The 23,547-nt window shown below is 73.2% G+C and carries 18 protein-coding genes and 1 tRNA gene; 12 read left to right on the top strand and 7 right to left on the bottom strand.

Going from position 1 to position 23,547, the window contains the following annotated elements:
• The first annotated feature begins 228 nt into the window (after positions 1-228).
• From ACZ52J_RS29225 to ACZ52J_RS29180, 10 genes are all read left to right on the top strand, one after another.
• Entirely contained in the window at positions 229-1,719 is a 1,491-nt protein-coding gene (locus ACZ52J_RS29225; protein WP_465622989.1) for a hypothetical protein, read from the top strand.
• A gap of 29 nt (positions 1,720-1,748) precedes the next feature.
• A complete protein-coding gene (locus ACZ52J_RS29220) occupies positions 1,749-2,714 on the top strand; it encodes a glutamate ABC transporter substrate-binding protein (protein ID WP_465622988.1) in 966 nt (321 codons plus the stop codon).
• A 221-nt stretch (positions 2,715-2,935) separates the two neighbouring features.
• Positions 2,936-4,297 (top strand): hypothetical protein, encoded by a 1,362-nt coding sequence (locus tag ACZ52J_RS29215; protein ID WP_360503493.1) that lies wholly within the window; start codon positions 2,936-2,938, stop codon positions 4,295-4,297.
• A 5-nt stretch (positions 4,298-4,302) separates the two neighbouring features.
• A complete protein-coding gene (locus tag ACZ52J_RS29210) occupies positions 4,303-6,909 on the top strand; it encodes a serine/threonine-protein kinase (RefSeq protein WP_465622986.1) in 2,607 nt (868 codons plus the stop codon).
• A gap of 3 nt (positions 6,910-6,912) precedes the next feature.
• On the top strand, positions 6,913-8,292 hold the full coding sequence (locus tag ACZ52J_RS29205) for a PP2C family protein-serine/threonine phosphatase (RefSeq protein ID WP_465622984.1): 1,380 nt from the start codon (positions 6,913-6,915) through the stop codon (positions 8,290-8,292).
• A gap of 128 nt (positions 8,293-8,420) precedes the next feature.
• Positions 8,421-9,776: a vWA domain-containing protein gene (locus ACZ52J_RS29200; RefSeq protein WP_465622982.1), complete on the top strand. Its 1,356-nt coding sequence runs from the start codon at positions 8,421-8,423 to the stop codon at positions 9,774-9,776.
• Between the two features lie 73 nt (positions 9,777-9,849).
• On the top strand, positions 9,850-11,115 hold the full coding sequence (locus tag ACZ52J_RS29195) for an FHA domain-containing protein (RefSeq protein WP_465622980.1): 1,266 nt from the start codon (positions 9,850-9,852) through the stop codon (positions 11,113-11,115).
• Between the two features lie 187 nt (positions 11,116-11,302).
• Positions 11,303-12,220: an ABC transporter ATP-binding protein gene (locus tag ACZ52J_RS29190; protein ID WP_465622978.1), complete on the top strand. Its 918-nt coding sequence runs from the start codon at positions 11,303-11,305 to the stop codon at positions 12,218-12,220.
• Positions 12,217-13,362: an ABC transporter permease gene (locus ACZ52J_RS29185; RefSeq protein WP_360503510.1), complete on the top strand. Its 1,146-nt coding sequence runs from the start codon at positions 12,217-12,219 to the stop codon at positions 13,360-13,362. Before ACZ52J_RS29190 ends, ACZ52J_RS29185 begins: the two co-directional genes overlap by 4 nt.
• Positions 13,363-13,489: 127 nt before the next feature.
• Entirely contained in the window at positions 13,490-13,894 is a 405-nt protein-coding gene (locus tag ACZ52J_RS29180) for a globin (protein WP_360503513.1), read from the top strand.
• Positions 13,895-13,922: 28 nt separating this feature from the next.
• Here the strand turns inward: ACZ52J_RS29180 and ACZ52J_RS29175 are convergent, their stop codons facing one another.
• From ACZ52J_RS29175 to ACZ52J_RS29155, 5 genes are all read right to left on the bottom strand, one after another.
• Positions 13,923-14,615: a DUF8185 domain-containing protein gene (locus ACZ52J_RS29175; RefSeq protein ID WP_360503516.1), complete on the bottom strand. Its 693-nt coding sequence runs from the start codon at positions 14,613-14,615 to the stop codon at positions 13,923-13,925.
• A 30-nt stretch (positions 14,616-14,645) separates the two neighbouring features.
• Positions 14,646-15,086 carry an acyl-CoA thioesterase gene (locus ACZ52J_RS29170; RefSeq protein WP_360503519.1) on the bottom strand — a complete coding sequence of 147 codons (441 nt, stop codon included), beginning with the start codon at positions 15,084-15,086 and terminating at the stop codon, positions 14,646-14,648.
• 128 nt (positions 15,087-15,214) lie between these two features.
• Complete coding sequence (ettA, locus tag ACZ52J_RS29165) at positions 15,215-16,879, bottom strand: energy-dependent translational throttle protein EttA (RefSeq protein WP_360503522.1); 1,665 nt, start codon at positions 16,877-16,879, stop codon at positions 15,215-15,217.
• A 289-nt stretch (positions 16,880-17,168) separates the two neighbouring features.
• Complete coding sequence (locus ACZ52J_RS29160; RefSeq protein WP_360503525.1) at positions 17,169-18,611, bottom strand: Cys-Gln thioester bond-forming surface protein; 1,443 nt, start codon at positions 18,609-18,611, stop codon at positions 17,169-17,171.
• 355 nt (positions 18,612-18,966) lie between these two features.
• Positions 18,967-19,587 carry a single-stranded DNA-binding protein gene (locus tag ACZ52J_RS29155; protein WP_465622976.1) on the bottom strand — a complete coding sequence of 207 codons (621 nt, stop codon included), beginning with the start codon at positions 19,585-19,587 and terminating at the stop codon, positions 18,967-18,969.
• A gap of 629 nt (positions 19,588-20,216) precedes the next feature.
• Between ACZ52J_RS29155 and ACZ52J_RS29150 the strand changes: the two genes are divergently transcribed.
• Positions 20,217-20,292, top strand: a tRNA-Arg gene (locus tag ACZ52J_RS29150).
• Positions 20,293-20,608: 316 nt separating this feature from the next.
• Here the strand turns inward: ACZ52J_RS29150 and ACZ52J_RS29145 are convergent.
• Positions 20,609-21,232 (bottom strand): TetR/AcrR family transcriptional regulator, encoded by a 624-nt coding sequence (locus ACZ52J_RS29145; RefSeq protein WP_465622975.1) that lies wholly within the window; start codon positions 21,230-21,232, stop codon positions 20,609-20,611.
• A gap of 77 nt (positions 21,233-21,309) precedes the next feature.
• Here ACZ52J_RS29145 and ACZ52J_RS29140 point away from each other — a divergent pair, with 77 nt between their 5' ends.
• Entirely contained in the window at positions 21,310-21,858 is a 549-nt protein-coding gene (locus ACZ52J_RS29140; protein WP_465622973.1) for a GNAT family N-acetyltransferase, read from the top strand.
• A gap of 77 nt (positions 21,859-21,935) precedes the next feature.
• Here the strand turns inward: ACZ52J_RS29140 and ACZ52J_RS29135 are convergent, their stop codons facing one another.
• Positions 21,936-23,468, bottom strand: a complete 1,533-nt coding sequence (locus ACZ52J_RS29135) for an MFS transporter (protein WP_465622971.1) — start codon at positions 23,466-23,468, stop codon at positions 21,936-21,938.
• Between the last annotated feature and the right edge of the window lie 79 nt (positions 23,469-23,547).

The raw sequence follows: 23,547 nt of genomic DNA, 5'->3' as shown, positions 1-23,547 counted from the left end.
CCCGCGCGCTCCGCCCGGTCGGGGGAACCACGGAGGGTGCGGGCCGCGTCGGACGGTTCGCCACCTCTCCGTACGGGCCTCGGCCGCCGCGGTGCGACGGCGTGCGGAAACCGTGCACGACATGCTCAAGATCGGCGCAAGTCAGGTGTGGCCGGGGAGAGTCACGGCCATACTGCTGCCATCGGCCGGGCCCGGGGAACGGGCCGGCTCCAGGGGAGGATGAGGCGGGTGGCGACACCAGTAGGCAACGGCGCTCCGGGCGCCGCGATCCCGGCACGGCCGGACGGTCCACCGGGAGCCCCGGCCGCGCCGGGAACGCCGGTCGCCGTGCGGCCCGGCAGGGCCCCGGCGCCCAGACCCGGCGGAGCGCCCGCCCGGCGCCCCCGGGCGGTCGTCGCCACCGGCGTCCGCGCCCGGCTCGCGCAGGCCACCCGGACGGCGCCCGGCCGACTGCGGCTGGCCGGGGTGGTGCTCGCGGTGCTCACCGTGGCGTTCGGCGGGCTCACCGCCTGGCAGTTGGAGACCAGGGCGCAGGCCGCGGACCGGGTGGTCTCGTACAGCCAGCCGCTCAGTCGGGACGCCGCCGAGATCCACCGCAACCTGGCGGACGCCGCGACCACCGCGGCGAGCGGCTTCCTGCTGGCCGGGGCCGAGCCGAAGGACGTCCGGGCCCGCTACGAGCAGGACCTCGCCACGGCCGCCAAGCTGGTCGCGCAGGCCGCCGCCCGGACCACCGCGACCTCCCCCGCGCAGGACTCACTCGCCCGGCTGAACCAGCAACTTCCGACGTACGCCGGTCTGGTGGAAACCGCCCGGGCCGACAACCGGCAGGGCATCCCGCTCGGCGGCGCCTACCTGCGGTACGCCTCCGAGCAGATGCAGACCGTCCTGCTGCCGGCCGCCGCCGAACTGGCCGCCGCCGAGAACCAGGAGCTGGCGAACGACTACGCCGCGGCCAAGTCGGTGCCGTGGGGGGCGTACGGCCTGGCGGTGGTCACCCTGGCGGCGCTGGTCTGGGTGCAGCTGACGCTGTTCCGCCGCACCAACCGGGTGTTCAACATCGGCCTGCTGGGCGCCACCGCCGCCGTGCTGGCCGGCGCGCTCTGGCTCACCGTCACCGGGCTGACCACCAGTTCGGCGCTGAAGCGCAGCGACACCGAGGGCGCGACGCCGCTGCGGGCGCTCAACTCCGCCCGGGTCGACGTGCTGACCGACCGGCTGGCGGAGAACCTGCACCTCGTCGCCCGCGGCTCGACCACCAAGTACGCCGACCAGTGGACGAAGACCACCGAGCACCTGGAGGGGGCCGCGTCCCGGGACGCTCCGCTGGAGCGGCGCACCGGCTCGCTCCCGGAGGCCGTCCGGCTCGCGCCCTCGGCCGCCGAGCCGAGCGTCCGGGAGGCGGTGACCCAGTTCGACCAGTGGCGCGACCGGCACGACGCGGCCCGGAAGCTGGAGGTCGACGACGCCGACTACCAGGGCGCCCTGGACGCGACCGTGACGGCCACCGCCGACACCCACACCGCCGACGCCTTCTTCAACGCCACCGACCGGGCGCTCGCCCGGGCCGCCGACATCGAGCAGGACCGGTTCGAGCAGTCCGCCGAGGGCACCGGCGGGGACCTGCGGGCCGCCGCCGGCGCGGCCGCGCTGCTCGGCCTGCTGGCCGCGGCCGCCGCGCTGCGGGGCCTGGGCCGACGACTGGCCGAGTACCGGTAGCCGGTAACCGGCAGGGAGGAAACGGACAGATGCGCAAGAGAACCGTACGGACCAGGCCGGTCGCCGCCCTGGCGCTGCTGGCGGCCGGCGCCGTCGTGCTCGCCGGCGGCGGCCCGGTCGGCGCCGCACCGGCCGGGCCGGGTGCCACCGCGCCGCAGGCCGCGCAACAAGGGCAGCAGGGACAGCAGGCGCAGCAGGACCAGGCCGACTGCGACGTCTACAAGAGCGTGCCGCCGAGCACCGAGGACGGCCCGGCCGTGAAGGCCATCAAGGCCAAGCGCAGTCTGGTGATCGGCGTCGACCAGAACAGCTACCGCTGGGGCGCCCGCAACCCGAACACCGGCCAGATCGAGGGCTTCGACATCGATCTCGCCCGGGCGATCGGCACCGCCATCATCGGCGACCCGGACAAGGTGGTGCTCAAGCCGGTGGCGACCGCCGACCGGATCGACGCCATCCAGAAGGGCCGGGTCGACCTGATCGTCCGCACCATGACGATCAACTGCCAGCGGATGAAGGACGTCGCCTTCTCCAAGCCGTACTTCAACATCACCCAGCGCGTCCTGGTGCCGAAGGCGTCCCCGGCGAAGGACATCGACGACGCGGTCAAGGGCCGGACGGTCTGCGTCGCCGACGGCTCCACCGCCCAGACCGTACTCAAGGACAACAAGACCATCGGACAGGTCGTCACCGTGGGCAACCAGCTGGACTGCCTGGTGCTGCTGCAACTCGGCAAGGCGGACGCCGTCATGACCGACAACGGCCTGGCGGCAGGTCAGGCCGCCCAGGACCAGACCGTGCGGATCGTGGACGGCGAGGTGCAGCCGGAGGTGGTCGGCGTCGCCATGCTGAAGGAGAGCCCCGACCTGACCGCCCGGGTCAACCAGGTGCTGGCCGACTACTACGCGCGCGGCGACTGGGCCCGTTCGTACGAGCACTGGCTCAAGCCGTACATGCTCAACGACGCCGACCACTACTGGCCGGGCACGCACTGAGGCACCCGGAGGCACGCACTGAGGCACCGACAGGGCATCCGGGCCCGGGGCGTTGACGCGGTCTTGACGCCCCGCGCCCGTTCCGCCTCAACGGCCACCGGCTAGGGTTCGGGACGATCACCGCGGGGAGACCGGTGGTGGACACGGGGGGTTGTCGTGGGATCGCACGTCATGCGCGTCAGGCGCCTCGGGATCGCACGCGAGGAAGGAAGGACACCGCGGTGGCGGCATCGGCTGGCCCGGTACTGAGCCGGGAGGAGGTGGACCGCGCGCTCGCGCGCCTCGGCGCGGAACGGGACGCGGTCGAGTCGGCGCTGCTCGCCCTGCAGGACCACCCGGGCCTGCGGCTGCTGGACGGCGCCGAGCTGGCCGGGCGCACCCTGGAGCGCTGGTCGGTCGCCGGGAAGGGTCTGCCGCTGCTCTGGGCGCTGTTCGACCGCTACTCCGAGGCGCTGGCCTCGGCGCGCGCCGTGCGGGCCCGCAAGGCCAAGCCCGGCGCGCCCGAACTCGCCGAGCTGAGCGAGCTGTTGACCGGCGACGCGGTGACCGTCCCGGGCGGCGCGGTGCCGGACGGGCCGCAGCTGCTCGGCGCGCCCGCCAAGCTGGTCGAGCGGATCAGCCTGGACGCGCTGATGGCCCGGATGAACTCCTGGTACGCCTCCGTGCTGGAGGTGGTCAGCGCCGCCGACGCGGTCTGGTCGGCACTGCCGGCCCGGATCGACCTGCTGCTGGCCGAGCTCCACCGGGTGCGGACGCTGGCCGGCTCGCTCGGCGTACGGACCGGCGGCCACCCGCTGGCCGACGACATAGCCGCGATCGAGAAGGACCTCACCGAACTGCGCACCGAGGTGCACGGGGACCCGCTGGCGCTGTGGCGCCCGGCCCGGGTGCCCGCCCAGCGCGGCACGGTCCCGGAGGGTTCGGCCTTCGCCGGACCCGCCGGGGTGGTGGACACCGAGCGGTTCGACCGGGCCGGGCGGGCGCTGGACGGCGTCCGGCTGGAGCTGGAGGACCTGCTGCGGCTGCGCGACGAGGCCGAGGAGCGGCTGCAGGGCGTCGGCGACCTGCTCCAGCGGGCCGACGCCACGCTGGCCGAGGCCCGCCGGGCGCGCGGCGAGGTGCTGGCGAAGATAGCGGCCAGCGACGTCCCGGCGGTACCCGGCCCGGCCTCGGCACTGCGCGAGCGGATCGTCGCGGCGCTGGACCTGCGGCAGGCCGGGCAGTGGGGCCGGCTGGCGCCACTGCTGGACACGCTGGAGGACGCCGCCGCCAAGGAGCTGGCCCGGGCCCGGCAGGCGCTCACCGAGGTGACCCAGCCGCTGGCCGTCCGGGCCGAACTGCGCGGCCGGCTGGACGCCTACAAGGCGATGTCGGCCCGGCTGCGGGTCTCCGAGGACCCGGAAGTGATCGAGCGGTACGAGAAGGCGCGCTGGCTGCTGTGGAGCGCGCCGTGCGACCTGCGGGCGGCGGCCGCCGCAGTGGCCAGGTTCCAGCAGTCGCTGCGGCCGGCCCAGGCCGAGGCCGCGCAGGTTCAGGAGGCGACCGGCGAGGCGCCGGTCGACGGACAGGTCCAGGGGGGCTGAGGTTGATGGGCGGGACGTGCGTACGGCCGGAGTGCTCCGGCAGCGGCAGGATCGACGCCGACGGCTACTGCGACGAGTGCGGGCTGGCCCCGGCGGGCGGGACCACCGCGGCACCGAAGACACCGACGGCCGCTGCGGCGACCGCGGCGGGAGCCCGGGCCGGGGACGGTGCCGCCGGCCCCGGGGCGGCCTGCCCGCGTGACTGCTCCGGCACCATCGACGCGGACGGCTACTGCGACGAGTGCGGTCTCACCCCGCCCGGCGCCGACACCGGCGTCACCCAGCCCTACGTCCCCTCCGCCCGGGTCTCCCCGGACTCGGGGCGCAGCGGCTCGGTGCGCTCGATGTCGGCCCGCACCGGCTCCGCCCGCTCGATGTCCGGCCGCTCCCGCTCGCACCGCTCGACCCGCACCGGCTCCGCCCGCTCGGTCTCGGTGCGCTCCTCCCGGGCCAGCGCCAGCGCGGGCACCCGCAACCGGCTGGGCGCCGGCCTGGTCACCGTGCCGACCGTGGAGACGGCCGACCCGGCGCAGGCGGTGCTGGCCAACCCGGAGGTGCCCGAGCGCAAGCGGTTCTGCTCCAAGTGCGAGGCCCCGGTGGGCCGGGAGAAGAACGGCAACCCCGGCCGCCCGGAGGGCTTCTGCACCAAGTGCGGCACGCCGTACTCGTTCACGCCCAAGCTGCGCCGGGGGGACCTGGTCGGCGGGCAGTACGAGGTGGTGGGCTGCCTGGCGCACGGCGGGCTCGGCTGGATCTACCTGGCGGTGGACCGGCGGGTCAACGACAAGTGGGTGGTGCTGAAGGGCCTGCTGGACACCGGGGACGAGGACGCGCTGGCCGTGGCCGTCGCCGAGCGGCGCTTCCTGGCCGAGGTCGACCACCCGAACATCGTCCGGATCATCAACTTCGCCGAGCACCCGGACCTGCGCACCGGCTCCACCGACGGCTACATCGTCATGGAGTACGTCGGCGGCAAGTCGCTCAAGGACATCGCCAACGACCGCCGCACCCCGGACGGCCGGCGCGAGCCGCTGCCGGTCGAGCAGGCGATCGCGTACGCGCTGGAGGCGCTGCCGGCCTTGGGCTACCTGCACGGCCGGGGCCTGGTGTACTGCGACTTCAAGATCGACAACGCGATCCAGAGCGGCGACACGCTCAAGATCATCGATATGGGCGCCGTCCGCCGCCTCGACGACGACGGCCCGATCTACGGCACCATCGGCTACCAGGCCCCGGAGATCGCCACCGACGGCCCCTCCCCCGCCTCCGACCTGTACACCGTGGCCCGCACCCTCGCCGTGCTCACCTTCGACTTCCAGGGCTACAGCACCACCTACCGCGACTCGCTGCCCGGCCCGGAGGACGTCGAGGCTTTCGCCCGCTACGAGTCGTACTACCGCCTGCTGGTCCGCGCCACCGACCCGGACCCGGCCCGCCGCTTCTCCTCCGCCGAGGAGATGGCCGACCAGCTCACCGGCGTGCTGCGCGAGATCCTGGCCCTTCAGAACGACCGGCCCTACCCCGCGCTCTCCACCCTCTTCGGCCCCGAACTGCGCGTCGTGGACACCGAGTTGGTGCTGCCCACCGAGCAGGCCGGGCAGCTCCGGGTGGCCGCCCTGGACCCGGCCGCCGCCGCCCTCGCCCTGCCCATCCCCCGGGTGGACCCGAGCGACCCCAACGCCGGCTTCCTCGCCACCCTGCTCTCCCCCGACCCCGAGGAGGCCCTCGTCGCCCTGGCCGGCATCCCCGCCGTCTCGGTGGAGAGCCGGCTGCGCGAACTGCGCGCCCTGCTCGAACTCGGCCGCCACCGCGACGCCCTGACCCGCCTCGACGCGCTGGAGCAGGACCACCCCGACGACTGGCGGGTGGTCTGGTACCGCGGCCTCACCGCCCTGGTCGGAGCCTCCGAAGAACTCCCCGAGGGCAACGGCGAGCGCCCTGAGGGCGAGCACGCACCCCGAGTCACCGCGGAGGCGAGCGGGCGAATGACAGCCCTGCGGGCGGCGGCCGAGGCCTTCGACGCCGTGTACGACGCCTTCCCCGGCGAGGCCGCGCCCAAGCTCGCCCTCGCCATCTGCGCCGAACTGCTCGGCAACGGCGGTGACGCGGCCGAGTTCTACCGGCTGGTGTGGGCCACCGACCAGGCCTACCTGAGCGCCGCCTTCGGGCTGGCCCGGGTCCGGCTGGCCGAGGACGACCGGGCCGGCGCGGTCCGCGTCCTGGAGTCCGTCCCGGCCACCTCCAGCCAGTACACCGCCGCCCGGATCGCCACCGTCCGGGCCCGGCTGCGCGAGCGGCCCGCCACCGACGAGCTGGCCGCCGACCTCGACGCGAGCTCGGCGCAGCTGACCGCGCTGCGGCTGGACGACCGGCGCCGCGAGGAGCTCTCCGTCGAGGTGCTCGGCGCGGCCCTCGGCTGGGTCGGCGCCGGGTCGGCCGGGTCCCGGCAGGCCGCCGACCTGGCGGTACTGGGACGTCCCGCACAGGAGCGGGAACTGCGCTTCGCCCTGGAACAGTCATACCGGGTACTCGCCCGGTTGGCCGACCGGGCCGAGATCAGGATCGAGATGGTGGAACGGGCCAACCGTGCCCGTCCCAGGACGTGGGTGTAGCCGATGCCGCAGCAGACCGAGTGCCCGAGCTGTTCCGAGCCGATGGACCCGGAGGACGCCTACTGCGGCTCCTGCGGGGCCGGTCGGGACGGCCGGCCCGCCCAGGGCGCGATGCCCGCGGGCTGGGCCGCCGCCCGGGGTGAGGCCGTACCGCAGCAGCGCGGGCCGGTCTGCGTGCACTGCGGGCAGCCGCAGGTCACCGCGGACGGCTACTGCGAGGGCTGCGGCGGCGCCCAGCCGCGGCCGCGCGACCACATGGAGAAGGCGCTCGCGGGCGTTGCCGGGGTCAGCGACCGCGGCGTGCGCCACCACCGCAACGAGGACAGCTTCACCATCGCCGCGAGCTCGCTGCCCGGCGGCGAGCCGGTCGTGGTCGCCGTGGTGTGCGACGGCGTCTCCTCCTCCGACCGCCCGGACGAGGCCTCGGCGACCGCCGTCGACGCCGCCTCCGAGTCCCTGCTGACCTCGCTGGAGGCCGGCCAGGAGCCGACCGGGGCGATGCGCGCGGCCATCGCCGACGCCGCCAAGGCCGTGGCCGACCTGGCGACCGACGGCTCCGGCCCCGTGCGGCCCGACCTCAACGCGCCCGCCTGCACCTACGTCAGCGCGATAGCCGCGGGCGGCCGGGTCACCATCGGCTGGGTCGGCGACACCCGGGCGTACTGGATCCCGGACGACCGCGCCGCCGCCGAACCCTTCCGGCTCACCCAGGACGACTCCTGGGCGGCCCGGATGGTCGAGGCCGGGCTGATGAACGAGGCCGAGGCGTACGCCGACCCGCGCGCGCACGCGATCACCGGCTGGCTCGGCGCCGACGCCGAGGAGGTCGTGCCGCACACCCTCGACTTCACCCCGCACGTCCCCGGGGTGGTGCTGATCTGCACCGACGGCCTGTGGAACTACGCCGAGGCGGCCACCGACCTGGCGTACTACGTCCGGCCGGACGCCCGCACCGAGCCGCTCGCGACGGCGCAGACCCTGGTGAAGTTCGCGGTCGCCGCCGGCGGCCACGACAACATCACCGTCGCGGTGCTGCCGATCGACCCGCCGGTCGTGCCCGTCGAGGAGGCCGAGCAGACCCCCACGGCGCTCGACCTGCCCGTGCTGACCCCGTCCGTGCCGGCCGCGCGGCCGGCCGCTCAGGCGGCTCCCGGGGGCGGCGAGGACTACGAGGACTACGAGCCGACCCTGCCGGACATCCCGGTGATCGGCTCCCCCGCCGCACCGCTGCCGCCGACACCGCCGGTCCCGCCCGCACCGCCGGCGGTCCCCCCGGCCGTTCCCCCGGTTGTTCCCCCGGCACCGGCTCCTCCGGCACCGCCCGCCACACCGCCCGCCGCACCGCCCGTCCCGCCGCAGCCGCCGCACCCGCCGACGGCCTGACCGGCCGTGCGCCGGACGCCCCGGCGCCACGGTCCGCCGCTCCCGAGCGCCCAGCCGCCCGGGGCCGGCGGACCGCCCCACCGTCCTGATCGCATCCACCCCCTCACCCGACGGGAGCCGACCGCCCCATGGCAACACTGGCTAAGCCGAACCTGCCCAGGTTCGACGTGGAGATCTTCCAGAACGAGTACCTGGCCGACGGCGCCCGCGAGGTCAACGCCATCGTCACCGTCACCGCGACCGGCGGCGGCACCTCGGGCGGCCGCCCGCTCGGGATCACCGACGCGGGACCGGCGGGGGCCGAGGCCGCCGCGGCCGTGGTGATCCTGGTGGACTGCTCGGGATCGATGGACTACCCCAAGACCAAGATCAACGGCGCCCGGGACGCCACCGCCGCCGCCATCGACGCACTGCGTGACGGCACCGCCTTCGCCGTGGTCGCCGGCACCCACGAGGCCCGCGACATCTACCCCGGCGACGGCACCCTCGCCACCGCCTCCGCCGCCACCCGCGAGCAGGCCAAGCAATCGCTGCGCCGCCTCACCGCGGCCGGCGGCACCGCGATGGGCACCTGGCTCGCCAAGGCCGACAAGCTCTTCCTCACCCGCCGCGAGATCGCCATCCGGCACACCATCCTGCTCACGGACGGCAACAACGAGCACGAGTCGGCGGAGGACCTGGCCCGCAACATCGAGCGGGTCACCGGCCACTTCACCGCCGACTGCCGGGGTGTGGGCACCGACTGGCGGATCGACGAGCTGCGCACGATCTCCTCCGCATTGCTCGGCACCGTCGACATCGTCGCCGAGCCCTCCGGCCTGGCCGAGGACTTCCGCTCGATGATGGCCGGCGCGATGGGCAAGCAGGTCGCCGACGTCGCGCTGCGGATCTGGACCCCGGCCAACGCCACGGTGAAGTTCGTCAAGCAGGTCGCCCCCGCGGTCGAGGACCTGACCGCCCGCCGCACCGAGGCCGGGCCCCGGGCCGGCGACTACCCCACCGGCTCCTGGGGCGACGAGAGCCGCGACTACCACGTCTGCGTCGAGGTCCCGGCCGCCGCGGTCGGCAACGAGATGCTCGCCGCCCGGATCAGCCTGGTCCTTCCCCCGCAGGTCGGCGGCGGCGCCCCCGAGGTGCTCAGCCAGGGCCTGGTCAAGGCCGTGTGGACCGACGACCTGGCCTCCTCCACCCGGATCAGCCCGCAGGTCGCCCACTACACCGGGCAGGCCGAGCTCGCCTCCTCCATCCAGGCGGGCCTGGAGGCCCACCGAGCCGGGGACGTCGACACCGCCACCGCCAAGCTGGGCGCCGCCGTCCGGATCGCGCACGCGACCGGGAACGAGGGCACCTACAAGCTGCTGCAGAAGGTGGTGGACGTAGTGGACCCGAAGGAGGGTACGGTTCGGTTCCGTAAGAACGTGAGCGAGGCCGACTCGATGACCCTTGAGACCCGGTCGACCAAGACGGTACGTGTGAAGAAGTGACCGCTGAAGACGTGACCGGGCCGGCACCCCGGCGCGACGCCGCACCGAGCCGGCCCGAAACGAGGGGGACCTGATGCCGATCTGCCCGAGGGGCCACGAGTCGCAGGCCGAGGACTGGTGCGACTTCTGCGGCTTCCCGATGACCCCGCCGGCCCCGAACCCCGGCGCTCACGGCGCCCACGGGGGCTACCCGGGCGCGCCCGGAGCCGCCACCCCCGCCCCCGCGCCCGGCGCACCCGCCGGGTACCCGGAGCACGGCGGTGCGTCCTTCGGCGCGCCACCGCCCCCTCCCCCGATGCCGCCGGGGGCCTTCCCGCAGCCGCCCGCGGCGCCGCAGGGCCTCACCGAGGGCCTGGTCGTCTGCCCGATCTGCCGCAGCCCGCAGACCGGCCGGTTCTGCGAGGAGTGCGGCTACGACTACGAGCTCTCCACGCCCTCGCGCCGCCAGGCCCCGGCCACCGGCGCACCCGCGCCCGGCCCGGCCCAGTCGCGGCCGCTGAACATCCCGGCGGCGTACGGCGGGGCCCCGCAGCAGCAGCCGCAGTCCTCGTACGGCCAGGCGCCGCACGAGCAGCAGCAGTACGGCCACGGCCAGGCTCCGCACGAGCACCAGCAGCACGAGCAGCAGCAGTACGGCCAGGCGCCGCACCAGCAGCCGGCGGCCGGCCGGCAGGCCGTCGCCCCGCCCGTCCCGCAGCAGCCGCACGCCCCGGCGCAGCCGCACACCTACGGCTACCCGCCGGCGGAGGCCGCGTACCCCGAGTCCGCGTTCCCCGAGGCCCCGGTGCGCGAGGACTCCGGCCCGGTGTACGCCCAGCCGGCCGGTCCCGGCCCGAACAACCGCGGCGGCGACTTCGGCACCTCCTTCCACCTCGCCCCGCCGCAGCCACAGCACCCCCAGCAGGAGGCCGCCCCGGCCGAGCCGGTGCGGACCACCTGGATCGCCGTGGTCTCGGCCGACCGGGACTACTTCACCGACATGATGGCCCGCAGCGGCCCCGAGGCGGCCGGCCTGTTCTTCCCGCCGTACTGCCCCGAGCGCCGGATCCCGCTGACCGGCCGCGGCCAGCTGCGGATCGGCCGGCGCAGCCAGCACCGGGGCACCGTGCCGGAGATCGACCTGTCCGTCCCGCCGGAGGACCCGGGCGCCTCGCACCAGCACGCGCTGCTCGCCGAACAGGCGGACGGCAGCTGGGTGCTGGTGGACCAGGACTCGACCAACGGCACCACCGTGAACGGCGGCGCGGAGGCGGTCGCCCCGCACACCGCGGTGCCGCTGAACGACGGCGACCGGATCCACGTCGGCGCCTGGACGACCATCACGGTGCACCGCGCCTGACGGAAGATCACAGCTCCGAAAACTGTTCGGAACGATTTCCTGAGGAAGCGTCACCGACAACTCCGGCCGGGCCGGGCGGAATTCAACATCCGCCCGGCCCGGTTTTGTTCCAGAATCCTCAAGGAACCCACAAATTCACCGTCGCGGGTGTGCACAGGGACACGCTGAAGCCCTAGGCTCAGGGCACATGACTGCAGCTATATCCGCCGACGGCATCCGTCAGCGGTACGGGGATGTACAGGCCGTCGACGGGGTGTCCCTCACCGTCGAGGCCGGCGAGTTCTACGGGATCCTGGGCCCCAACGGCGCCGGGAAGACCACCACCATGGAGATCCTGGAAGGCGTCCGGAAACCGGACGAGGGCCGGGTCGAGCTGCTGGGGATGGCTCCCTGGCCGCGCAATCCGAAACTGCTGCCGCGAATCGGCGTGCAGTTCCAGGCCTCCGCTTTCTTCCGGAAACTGACGGCCCGGGAGACCATCCGCACCTTCGCGTCGTTCTACGGGGTCGGTCCCAAGCGGGCCGATGCGATGCTGGAGCGGGTCGGTCTGGCCGACAAGGCCGAGACCCTGACCGACCAGATGTCCGGCGGCCAGGCCCAGCGCCTGTCGATCGCCTGCGCGCTGGCCCACGACCCGGAGCTCGTCTTCCTGGACGAGCCCACCACCGGTCTGGACCCGCAGGCCCGGCGCAACCTCTGGGACCTCCTGCGCGACATCAACGCCGAGGGCCGCACGGTCGTGCTCACCACGCACTACCTGGACGAGGCCGAGGTGCTCTGCGACCGGGTCTCGATCATGGACCACGGGAAGATCCTGCACACCGGCGCCCCGGCGGCGCTGATCCGCGAGATCGACGACACCGTCCGGATCAGCGTGGCCTCCGGCCAGCTGCCGCTCGACCGGGCCCGCGAGCTGCTCACCGCGGCCGGCGCCGACATCGCCAACCTGGAGGACGACACCGTCTCGCTCTCCGTCTCCACCCGCCTTCCGGCCCCGGTGCTCAGCGTCCTGGCCGAGCAGAGCGCGCTACGCGGCCTCGAGGTGCGCGGCGCCACCCTGGAGGACGTCTTCCTCCAGCTGACCGGACGGGAGTTCCGCGCATGACCGCCTCTACCTCCACCGAGCCGAAGGTGCCCGCCCAGCGGGGCGGTTCGGCCGGCGCCGCCGACGGGCGGGAGCGGGTCAGCGCGTTCTGGAGCCTGTCCCGCGCGATGCTGCTCGGCATGAAGCGCGACCGCACCGCGACGTTCTTCATCCTGCTCTTCCCGCTGGTGTTCCTGGTCTTCTTCGGCACCGTGACCAAGGGCTCCGGCAGCCCGCACGCCAAGGTGGCGCAGGTCGGCGCGGTGAAGCTGTTCGACTCGATCCAGGGCGACGCGCGCAGCGGCCTGAACGATGTCCTCACGATCACCAGGACCGACGACGAGTCGGCCACGCTGGAGAAGGTCCGCAAGGGCGACTTCGACGCGATGATCACGCAGGGCCCGGACGGCAAGGTCGAGCTGCGCTACAGCGCCGCCGACACGGTCCGCGCCGGCGCGCTCCAGGGCATCCTCAACTCGGTGGTTCAGAGCGCCAACCAGGCCGCCACCGGACAGCCCCCGGCCTACGTGCTGGACGCCCAGCAGGTCGAGGACAAGTCGCTCAAGCCGATCCAGTTCCTCACCCCCGGCCTGCTCGGCTGGGCCATCGCCACCGGCGCGGTGTTCGGCGCCGCGCTGACGCTGGTCAACTGGCGCAAGACCAAGGTGCTGCGGCGGCTGCGGCTGGCCCCGATCAGCGCGGGCACGGTGGTCAGCTCCCGGGTCGTGGTCTCCCTGCTGACCGCGCTCCTGCAGAGCACCGTCTTCCTGGTCGTCGCCACGAGCTTCTTCGGACTCAAGCTCACCGGCGACTGGTGGCTGATCATCCCGCTGGTGGTGTGCGCGACGCTCGCCTTCATGTCGATCGGTCTGCTGGCCGGCTCGGTCGCCAAGACCGAGGAGGCCGCCAACGGCATCTCGCAGGTCATCGTGCTGCCGATGTCCTTCCTGTCCGGCTCGTTCTTCCCGCTGGACGGCGCCCCGGGCTGGCTGCAGACCATCTCCAAGGTCATGCCGCTGCACTACCTGGTGAGCGCCGCCCAGTCGGTGCTGACCCGCGGCGGCGGCGTCATGGACGCCCTGCCCACCATGGGCGGCCTGCTGCTCTTCGCGGCGGTGCTGACCGGCATCGCCTGGAAGCTGTTCAAGTGGGAAGACGCCTGACCGGCCTGACCGCTCGACCGGCCTGACCGCTTCGCGCTGATGCCTGACCCCGACGGGGTCGTACGCCCCTGGACCCCCGCCTTTGGTCCTGGTGTACGACCCCGTCGGCGTCTGCGACCATGGTCGGGTGAGAGAGATCCGGCAGGGCACGTTGAGCGAGGAGACCTTCTACGACCAGGTCGGCGGTGAGCCGACCTTCCGACGCCTGGCCCACCGGTTCTACGAGGGCATCGCCGAGGACGAACTGCTGCGGCCGATGTACCCCGAGGGCGACCTCGGCCCGGCCGAGGAGCGCATGGCGCTGTTCCTGATGCAGTACTGGGGCGGCCCGCGCACCTACAGCGACCGGCGCGGCCACCCGCGGCTGCGGATGCGGCACGCGCCGTTCAAGGTCGACCGCGCGGCCCACGACGCCTGGCTGAGGCACATGCGGGCGGCCGTCGACAGCCTGGAACTGGCCGCCGACCAGGAGCGGCAGCTGCTGGACTACCTGACCTACGCCGCCGCCTCGATGATCAACACCGAGGGCTGAGCCGCCCGTTCCGCCCGCCCGGGCCCGGCTAGACCAGCGCGCTGAGCCCGAGACCCGCGCCCGGCGCGGCCACGGTGCGCACCGCCACCGAGCCCGCCGGGGCGCTCAGCCGCAGCCAGCCGCCCGCCCGGTGCACGGACAGCGGGGCGCCGGGCTTCAGGAAGCCCATCACGTACGCGGCGTGCACCGCCCGCAGCGGCAGCTCCGGCAGCGCGGACACCGGACGGGACCAGATCTCGTCGGCCAGCGCGTCCAGCACCGTACGGGTCCGGTGGTGCGCCGGCACGGCCTCGCTGCGCTCGCGGAACTCCCGCACCCCGGCCATGAGTTCGGGGTACACCTCGGCCGCCGGCGGGGACCCGGCCGGCCGCCAGCCGGTGCGCGGCGGCAGCAGCCCGGCCCAGGCCGGGCCGGTCACCGGCGCGGGCAGCGCGACGGCGCCCTCCTCGGCGTCCACGCCGTCCAGCAGTTGGCCCGCCGAGACCGTCAGGTCCACCGGCTCGTCGAGGCGGTCCAGCCGCGCGGTCCGGATCGCCAGCGCGCCCGAACCGCCCAGCGGCAGCCGTCCGAAGACCGCCAGCACGCCGTCCTCGGCGGCCGGCTCCACCGCCTGCAGGCGGACGGCCGCCGCCTTGTCGAAGCGCAGCAGGCGCAGCAGGAAGGCGGAGAGGTCGGCGGCCTCCCCGGCGTCGGTCAGGGCGAGACGGGCGGTGACGGTCAACGCAGCTCAGCTCGAATCATCACGTGGCGGTCAGACCGCGGCGGGCACGGGCTCGTCCATGAAGCGGCCGAGGAACTCCCGCTCCACCGGCGAGATCCGGCGCGGCCGGCCCTCGGCCAGGTCGTAGGGGACGACCACGGTGGACGCCCGGACGTACACGATGTCGGTGCCGTCCTCGGCGACGTCCTTGACCTCGTACGAGACGGTCAGCGAGGCACCGCCGATCTTCGTCACCCAGGTCTCGATGGTGACCGGCTCCGGCCGGTGCACCAGCGGGCGCTTGTAGTCGATCTCGTGGCGCGCCACCACCGAACCGCCCGCGAACTCCCCGGCGCCGGCCGCGGCGGCCTGGGTGAACATGAAGTCGATCCGGGCCTCCTCCAGGTAGCGCAGGAAGACCACGTTGTTGACGTGCCCGAAGGCGTCCATGTCGGACCAACGCAGCGGGCAGGCGTAGATGTGGCGAGCCACGGGTGTTCTCCTCGGTTCCGGTCGCCCGCCGCCGCCGTCGCCTCGGTGGCGACGGGCGGTGGCGGCGGGCCGCGGCCCGGCAGGCCGCCCCGGAGGGCAGTCTGCCGGGCCGTTGTGACGGCTGGGTGTCAGCCTCGGGTCAGCTTCTTGTACGTGGCCCGGTGCGGACGGGCGGCGTCGGCGCCGAGCCGCTCGATCTTGTTCTTCTCGTAGGACTCGAAGTTCCCCTCGAACCAGAACCACTTGCTCTCGCCCTCGTAGGCGAGGATGTGGGTGGCCACTCGGTCCAGGAACCAACGGTCGTGGGAGATGACCACGGCGCAGCCGGGGAACTCCAGCAGGGCGTTCTCCAGCGAGGAGAGCGTCTCGACGTCGAGGTCGTTGGTGGGCTCGTCGAGGAGCAGCAGGTTGCCGCCCTGCTTGAGGGTGAGCGCCAGGTTCAGGCGGTTGCGCTCACCACCGGAGAGCACGCCGGCCGGCTTCTGCTGGTCCGGGCCCTTGAAGCCGAAGGCCGACACGTAGGCGCGGGACGGCATCTCGACCTGGCCGACGTTGATCCAGTCCAGACCGTCGGAGACGACCTCCCAGAGGGTCTTCTTCGGGTCGATGTTGGCGCGGCTCTGGTCGACGTAGCTGATCTTGACGGTCTCGCCGACCTTGACCGTGCCGCTGTCCGGGGTCTCCAGGTCCTGGAGCATCTTGAACAGGGTGGTCTTGCCGGCGCCGTTCGGGCCGATGATGCCGACGATGCCGTTGCGCGGCAGCGTGAAGCTCAGGTCGTCGATCAGGATCTTCTCGCCGAAGGCCTTGTTGAGGTTCTCGACCTCGATGACGACGCTGCCCAGACGCGGGCCCGGCGGGATCTGGATCTCCTCGAAGTCCAGCTTCCGCATCTTGTCCGCCTCGGCCGCCATCTCCTCGTAGCGGGCCAGACGGGCCTTGGACTTCGCCTGGCGACCCTTGGCGTTGGAGCGGACCCAGTCCAGCTCCTCCTTGAGGCGCTTGGCGCGCTTCGCGTCCTTCTGGCCCTCGACCTTCAGACGCGACTGCTTGGTCTCCAGGTACGTGGAGTAGTTGCCCTCGTACGGGTAGGCGCGGCCGCGGTCGAGCTCCAGGATCCACTCGGCGACGTTGTCCAGGAAGTACCGGTCGTGGGTGACCGCGACGACGGTGCCCTTGTACTTCTCCAGGTGCTGCTCCAGCCAGTTCACCGACTCGGCGTCCAGGTGGTTGGTGGGCTCGTCGAGCAGCAGCAGGTCGGGGGCCTCCAGCAGCAGCTTGCAGAGCGCGACGCGGCGCTTCTCGCCACCGGAGAGCTTGGTGACCGGCCAGTCGCCGGGCGGGCAGCCCAGGGCGTCCATGGCCTGCTCCAGCTGGGCGTCCAGGTCCCAGGCCTCGGCGTGGTCCAGCTCCTCCTGGAGCTTGCCCATCTCGTCCAGCAGGGCGTCCGAGTAGTCGGTCGCCATCAGCTCGGCGATCTCGTTGAAGCGGTCGAGCTTCCCCTTGATCTCCTTGACGCCGTCCTGGACGTTCTCCAGCACGTTCTTGGACTCGTCCAGCGGCGGCTCCTGGAGCAGCATGCCGACAGTGAACCCAGGCGAGAGGAAGGCGTCGCCGTTGGAGGGGTGCTCCAGGCCGGCCATCATCTTCAGCACGGTGGACTTACCGGCGCCGTTGGGGCCCACGACGCCGATCTTCGCTCCGGGGAGGAAGCTGAGCGTCACGTCGTCAAGGATGACCTTGTCTCCGTGAGCCTTGCGCACCTTGCGCATCGTGTAGATGTATTCCGCCACGTGAGATCGCTCCGGCGTCGTCGGGAGTATTCGGCTTGCAGCGTTCCATTGTGCCGCACCCGGCCGCGAGCCCCGAACCGCCGGGGTGCCCCTCCGGGGTATCCCGGCCGTGCCCCGCACGCGTCCTCCGCCCCTGCGTCGGCCCCCGACGGGGCGCCCCCGCCCGCCGACCTCCGCTTCCCTCCGCGCGCGACGCAAAAGCCCGGCCCCCCGCAGCGACTGCGGGGGGCCGGGCTCGGCTCTGCGTCAGGGCCTCAGGAGGTCAGTGCCTCGGGGCCCGCGGAACCGGTCAGGCAGTGGTGCGACCGTGGCGGCCGCGGCGGCGCAGGACGAAGACGGCGGCGCCACCGGCCACGACCAGGCCACCGGCAACGGCGGCGAGGATCGGGGTCGAGTCATTGGCACCGGTCTGGGCCAGGCCACCGGTGCCCGGGGTGGTGCTGGTGGGCGCCGGGGAGGGGTGGCCGGCGCCGGTGCTCGGGGTACCCGAGGGGGTGCCGGTCGGGGTGCCGTTCGGGGCCGGGGTGGACGGACCGGACGTCGGCGTGGTGCCGCCGGTGCCGGTCTTGCAGTCCAGGACACCCTCGAAGTCGCGGGTGTAGCCGTTCGGGCCGGAGACGGTGATCTTGTAACCGGTCTTCTCGGCGACCTGGACGAGCACGCTCTCGGTCTTGCCCGGCTGGACGGTCAGCTGCTGCTTGCCGACCGTGACGGTGCCGGCCTCGTCGCCACCGTTGGTGACGGCGACGCGCACGCCGCCGCTGGCGCACTCGACCTTGGCGGTGCTGTCGATCAGCGCGCCCTTGCCCTGCTTCCAGGTGGCCTTGGCCGCGTCGGCGACGCTGAGCTTGCTGGAGCCGGCCAGGATCATGGTCTGGCTGTGGTCCTCACGGGTGTAGCCCTTGCTGAGGAAGACACGGCCGCTGGGCACCACGGTGGAGGCGCTGGCGTTCACGGTGACCGAGCCGTCCGGGGTGCCGGCCGGCACGTCCAGGAACAGCTGGGTGTCCTTGGCGATCGGACCGGCGATCGAGCCGCCGACCGGCTTGCTGTCCTTGTCCAGCAGCTTGACCTTGTCGGCGGAGTCACCGCTGACGGCCAGCTTCACCTCGGAGGCGCTGGAGTTGAGGGTGAACGGGCCGAGCTTGGCGCCGGACTTGCCGGAGACCGAGTCCGGGCTGAGGCTCAGCGAGGGCTTGGGCTCGGCGGCGATGCCCTTGTTGGCGGCACCGGTCAGGTAGTCGCGGAGCTTCTTCGCGTCAGCGCTGTGCGGGACGGCGTTCTTGTTGTCCGAGTACTTCCAGATCGCGGCCTGGGTGCCCGCGGCGGCGTCCTCGGCGGTCAGGCTGCCCGTGCCGGCGGCCTTGGCGAGCGCCGTGAGGTCCTTCACCTGCGGGTAGGAGTTCTCCAGGATCCAGCGGATCTTGGAGGCCGCCTCGACCTTGTTCTTGTCGCCGAGGGAGCTGGAGGCCCAGTCGGACTCCTGGTACTGGATCTTCTTCCGGATGTCGACCGGGAAGCCGAAGTCGATGCAGTAGGTCTGCAGCTCACCGTCGGCGGTCTTGAGGGTGAACAGGCCGCCGTCGACGGTGCCCTCGCCCTCGACGTCGATCTTCTCGCCGAGCATCGTGGGCTGCACCACAGCGGTCACACCCGAGCCCGGGGTGTCCGCCGCGACCGCCGCACCGGCCGCGAACAGTCCTCCGCTCACCGCCAGTCCGGTCGTGAGCATGACAGTGGTTATCCGGGACAGACTCCGCCCCTGCCTCTGGAACATCTGGGATCCCTCCGGGCCGAGCCGCACCGATGGGGCGGTCCGCCGACTTGCCGTGCCGCGCGTGCCCCCTGGAGGCACTGCTGCGGGTATGAACCAGACGAATCCTATTGACCCCCACGAGCCCCGAAACCCCCATGCGAAATCAGGACGATTCCGTATCTGGATCGTTATCAACCCCCTCAGGTTCCACACAAGCTGACGGTCGGCCAGAAACTCTCCGCCACTTTCCGTTATCCGGTCGGGATTGCACGTGCGGGTACAACGACCTTCTCGATCAACATATTTGTCGACAGGGAAGGTCACCGACCGGTCAGTTCAATGCATCCGGCCCGTCACCTCCCCGCCCCCTCTCGGCCACCTCGACCTGTCCTCCCGTCACCGGCCGCGCGCCCGGCGGCAACGCCCGCGGACCGGGCGCCGAAGCCACCGCCGCCACCCCCGCCGGGGCCGCCGCCGGGGCCACCGCGGCCGCCCTGCGGGCCTCCAGTGCGCTCACGATCCACTCCGGCACCACCTCGCCCCCGGACTGCGCCCCGGCCGGCCCCGCGCCGCCCGGCGACTGCCCGCGCACCCCGGCCGCCCAACGGAACGCCGAGGTACCGCGGGTGAGATCGTGTCCGACCGATCGGGCGTCGATCTCCGCCCGACTGCGCCGCGCCTCCCCCTCCCTCCACTCCCGCACCCGCAGCCGGCCGCTCACCAGCACCGGATCGCCCTTGGCCAGCGAGCCGATCAGGTTCACCGCCAGCGCCCGCCAGGCCGTCACCGTCACCCACTGCGTCTCGCCGTCCACCCAGCACTCGCGCTGCCGGTCGTACCGCCGCTCGGTGCAGCCGAGCCGGAAGCTGGCCGTCGGCACCCCGCCGGCGCTTTCCCCGTAGCTCACCTCCGTGGCGACATTGCCGAGCACCGTCACATGCGACTCGTTCACAGCACACTCCGTTCTCGCCGATGCACCGTACGGAATCGACCGGTGCGCCTTGAGCGTGCACTTCGGGAGAAATCCCGGCCAGTGACTTACGAAATCCTGTGGATAACTCGGCCTCATGGAACAGTTGTCACTCGCAGGGGTGAATTTCAGCCTTCCCGGAAGCGCTTCGCCCCCGACTCTTCGCGGCCATGACAACAAACCCGCTGATCGCCGCCCCGGGCGCCGTGCGCCGGAACACCCGCCGGGGACCGTCCGCGCACGTCATCCGACCGACACAACCGCGATTACCGCCCCCACCCGCACCGTCGGCGACACATTCTCCGTGTCGAATCCATAACGGGTGAGGAGGCAGCCCCGTAACGACTGCACAACGTCCGGCGCGGAACACTCCCAGACCGCTGCACGCACGGCCTTCACCTGCGATTATCGGACCGCTCCACCGAACCGACACACCAACGACGGTGTCGTCACACTCGGACGAGGAACTGGACACCCTTATCCTGTCCCCGACAGGACGAGGGCCCGCCAACCCCCACCCCCACCCTCCGGCACGGGGCGGACCGCGCGCGCCCCGGCGCTCGTCGCCCGATCCCGGCCACGGTCACGCCCACCCGGGCGCCGCCCGTCCCGCCCCCATAGCTCAGCGGATAGAGCACCCGCCTTCTAAGCGGTAGGTCGCAGGTTCGAATCCTGCTGGGGGCACCATCCCGCAATTCCCGCAGGCCACCGGCGCCAATCGCGACTACGCGTAGCCGGGCCGACTCCCCCGGTAATGCCGAGCACCCACCGCGCATAAGCCGTGACAATGCGTGTCGTGCCCGCCGCGAAAACGACCGCCGGCCAATGCCGTCGGTTCCGGGAATCACGCGGCGGGAATGGCGCGGTTCGGACATTCCCGCCAGGCTCCGCAAACGGCGGAAATCCCGGGCGAATCCCCCACCCAGGAACATTCCGACAGCCTTCCGGCAGCCGGTCGGCCCGCCGGCCAGTCCACTGGCCGGCCTAGCGGTCAGTCCACCGGTCAGTCCGCCGGTCGGCCCGCCGCCCCTGCCAGATGGGCGTCCAGCAGGGCGATCTGCCGTTCCGGCGGGAACTCCTCCGGGGCGAACAGCGCCTGCACCACCAGCCCGAGCACGAAGGCCTGCGCCCCGGCGGCGACTTCGGCCGGGTCGGCCTGCGCCGGGAGCTCCCCGAGCCGCTGGGCGTCCGCGACGAGCTCGGTGAGCGCCACCCGCGAGCGGGCGTAGCGGCCCGCGTGCGCGGCCGCCAGCTCCGGATCGGCCAGGGCGTGGTCCCAGGAGCCGACCCAGATCCGGTTGCCGGCCGACGCCTCCGCGTCCAGCGGCAGGACGTCGAGCAGCGCCGCCCGCAGCCGGGGCAGTCCGGCGGGCGGCGGCGGGCTGCCGTCGGCGGGCGCGGTGCGCCGGGGCCGTTCGCCCGAGCGCCGGTCCAGTTCCTCCAGGGCGTGGCTCAGCAGTGCCCGCTTGTTCGGGAAGTAGTGCGTCAACAGTCCGGTGGAGGCACCCAGTTCGGCGGCCACGGCGCGCAGGGTCAGCCCCTCGAAGCCCCGGCTGGAGAGCACCCGCCACACCCCCTCGGACACGTCCGAGCGGCGGGCGTCATGGTCTCCACGGGCCGGCGTCATGGGGGCTATCGTACATACCAAACGTTTGTTATGAATGATTCCGACCAGTCCGCGCCCCACCCGCGAAAGGCCCGCCCGTGTTTGCCGTACCGCTCACCGACCACGCCGAACTGCGCCCGCTGGAGCCGTGGCAGGCCCCCGAGTTCCTGGCCCACATCGACCGGGCCCGCGCCCACAACGACCCGTGGATCCCGTGGGCCACCTTCTCCACCGACCTGGACTCGGCCCGCGCCACCCTGCAGCGCTACGCCGACGGCCAGGCCGCCGACCAGAAGCGGATCTACGGCATCTGGCTGGACGGCACGCTGGTCGGCGGCGTGATGTTCGTGGGCTTCGACACCAAGTCCGGCGTCTGCGAGATCGGCGCCTGGACCGAACCGGCCGGCGAGGGCCGCGGGCTGATCACCGCCGCCGTCCGGCAGCTCCTCGACTACGCCTTCGTCACCCGCGGCCTGCACCGGGCCGAGTGGTGGTGCACCTCCGTCAACACCCGCAGCCGCGCCGTCGCCGAGCGGGTCGGCATGCGGCGGGACGGCGTGCTGCGCGAGTGGTACCTGCACAACGGGGTCCGCCTCGACAAGGAGATCTGGGCGATCCTGGCCTCCGAGTGGGCCGCCCGGACCTGAGGCCGGAAAGCCCAGGGCCCGGTGGACTCCCCGCAGTCCACCGGGCCCCGCCCCGTCCGAGCGGCCGCTCGGACGCCTCAGGCCGCGAGCACCGGCCGCGCCTCCTCCGCCCCGGCGCCCGTGCTCCCGGCGCCCTCGGCCTCGCCCTGCGCCGGCCGCAGCCGCAGCGCGAGCAGCAGCGCCAGCGCCAGCACCCCGCCCGCCGACAGGAACACCACGTCCACGGCGTCGGTGAAGCTGCGCACCGCGTGCTCGTGCGCCGCGCCGGCGAGCGTACGGACCGCGCCGAGCGTCCGCCCGGGCTCGCCCGTCTCGTAGGCCCGGGCCAGCACGGTGCCGAACAGCGCCGCGCCGAGCGCGCTGCCGAGGGTCTGGAAGAAGCGCACCCCGGTGGTCGCGACACCGAGCTGGTGCCGGGGCACGGCCTCCTGCACCACCGTGATCAGCTGGCCGATCAGCTGGCCCAGCCCGCAGCCCAGCAGGGCGAGTTCGGCCAGCACCGCCCAGAGCCCGGTGTCCGGCCCGCTGAGGCCGAGCAGGCCCAGGGCGAGCGCCGCGCAGCCCGCACCGGCCACCAGGAAGGTCCGCGTCGAGTGGCCGCGGGCGGTCAGCCTGCCGACCAGCAGGCCGACCGCGGTCATGCCGGCGGCCATCGGGATCAGGTAGAGGCTGGCCGAGGTCGGGGCGACCTCGCGGGCGATCTGCAGGTAGAGCATCACGTAGACGATCGAGCCGGTCATGGCGACGCCGACCAGGCCCTGGATGGCGAAGCCGAGCCGCACCGCGCGGATCCGGAACAGTGACAGCGGCAGGATCGGCTCGGCGGCGGTGGCCTGGCGCCACAGGAAGAGTCCCAGCGCGGCCAGGACGGCGGCGCAGAGCCCGAGGATCACCGGGGAGTTCCAGGCGTGGTCCTTGCCGCCCCACTCGGTGATCAGCAGCAGCCCGGTGGCGAAGGCGGCGGCCAGGGCCGCGCCGAGGAAGTCCAGGCTCCGGCGGCCCGCGGCCGGCGGCAGCTTGACGGCCAGGGCGATGCCGGCCAGGGCGAGCAGGCCGAGCGGCAGGTTGATGTAGAAGATCCAGCGCCAGCTCAGGTGGTCGGTGAACAGCGCCCCGATCAGCGGGCCGACCGCCATGCCCAGGCCCGCGACGATCCCGCCCATCGCGCCGCCCTTGCCGCCGCGTCCGGCCGGCTCCTTGAGGTGGGCGATGACCACCATGGTGACGCTCATCAGCCCGCCGCCGCCGATGCCCTGGACGGCGCGGAAGGCGATCAGCTGGCCCATCGACTGCGCGGCCCCGCACAGCCCGGAGCCGAGCAGGAAGGTGCCGAGGGCGCCGATCAGCACCCGCTTGGCGCCGTACAGGTCGCAGAGCTTGCCGTACAGCGGCAGCAGTGCGGTGGCGGCGAGCGAGAACGCGCTGATCAGCCAGGGCAGCCGGTCGACGCCGTGCACGGGGTCGAGGTCGCGGACGATCGGCACGGTGGCCGCCGACACGATGTTCATGTCGAGCACGGCCAGCACGATCGTGACCAGGCAGAGCAGCATGGCCAGCCTTTGTCGGGCCGGTGTCATCGGGGCGGGTGCGGTCAAGGCGGCGGATGCCATAGGGAAGTCCCCCCAGCGTCAGTGGAATTCGGCCCGGACGGATGCGGTCGGGCGGGCTCGCCCTCACCATGGCAGGATT

The sequence above is a fragment of the Kitasatospora sp. NPDC034035 genome (genome assembly GCF_055575755.1).
This window is presented reverse-complemented; position numbering and strand designations above follow the sequence as displayed.

Bases quoted from the DNA above. Each gene is read 5' to 3' on its own strand.
- ACZ52J_RS29220 (WP_465622988.1), top strand. From the start codon at position 1,749: ATGCGCAAGAGAACCGTACGGACCAGGCCGGTCGCCGCCCTGGCGCTG.
- ACZ52J_RS29210 (WP_465622986.1), top strand. From the start codon at position 4,303: ATGGGCGGGACGTGCGTACGGCCGGAGTGCTCCGGCAGCGGCAGGATC.
- ACZ52J_RS29205 (WP_465622984.1), top strand. From the start codon at position 6,913: ATGCCGCAGCAGACCGAGTGCCCGAGCTGTTCCGAGCCGATGGACCCG.
- ACZ52J_RS29200 (WP_465622982.1), top strand. From the start codon at position 8,421: ATGGCAACACTGGCTAAGCCGAACCTGCCCAGGTTCGACGTGGAGATC.
- ACZ52J_RS29195 (WP_465622980.1), top strand. From the start codon at position 9,850: ATGCCGATCTGCCCGAGGGGCCACGAGTCGCAGGCCGAGGACTGGTGC.
- ACZ52J_RS29190 (WP_465622978.1), top strand. From the start codon at position 11,303: ATGACTGCAGCTATATCCGCCGACGGCATCCGTCAGCGGTACGGGGAT.
- ACZ52J_RS29185 (WP_360503510.1), top strand. From the start codon at position 12,217: ATGACCGCCTCTACCTCCACCGAGCCGAAGGTGCCCGCCCAGCGGGGC.
- ACZ52J_RS29160 (WP_360503525.1), bottom strand. From the start codon at position 18,611: ATGCTCACGACCGGACTGGCGGTGAGCGGAGGACTGTTCGCGGCCGGT.
- ACZ52J_RS29145 (WP_465622975.1), bottom strand. From the start codon at position 21,232: ATGACGCCGGCCCGTGGAGACCATGACGCCCGCCGCTCGGACGTGTCC.
- ACZ52J_RS29135 (WP_465622971.1), bottom strand. From the start codon at position 23,468: ATGGCATCCGCCGCCTTGACCGCACCCGCCCCGATGACACCGGCCCGA.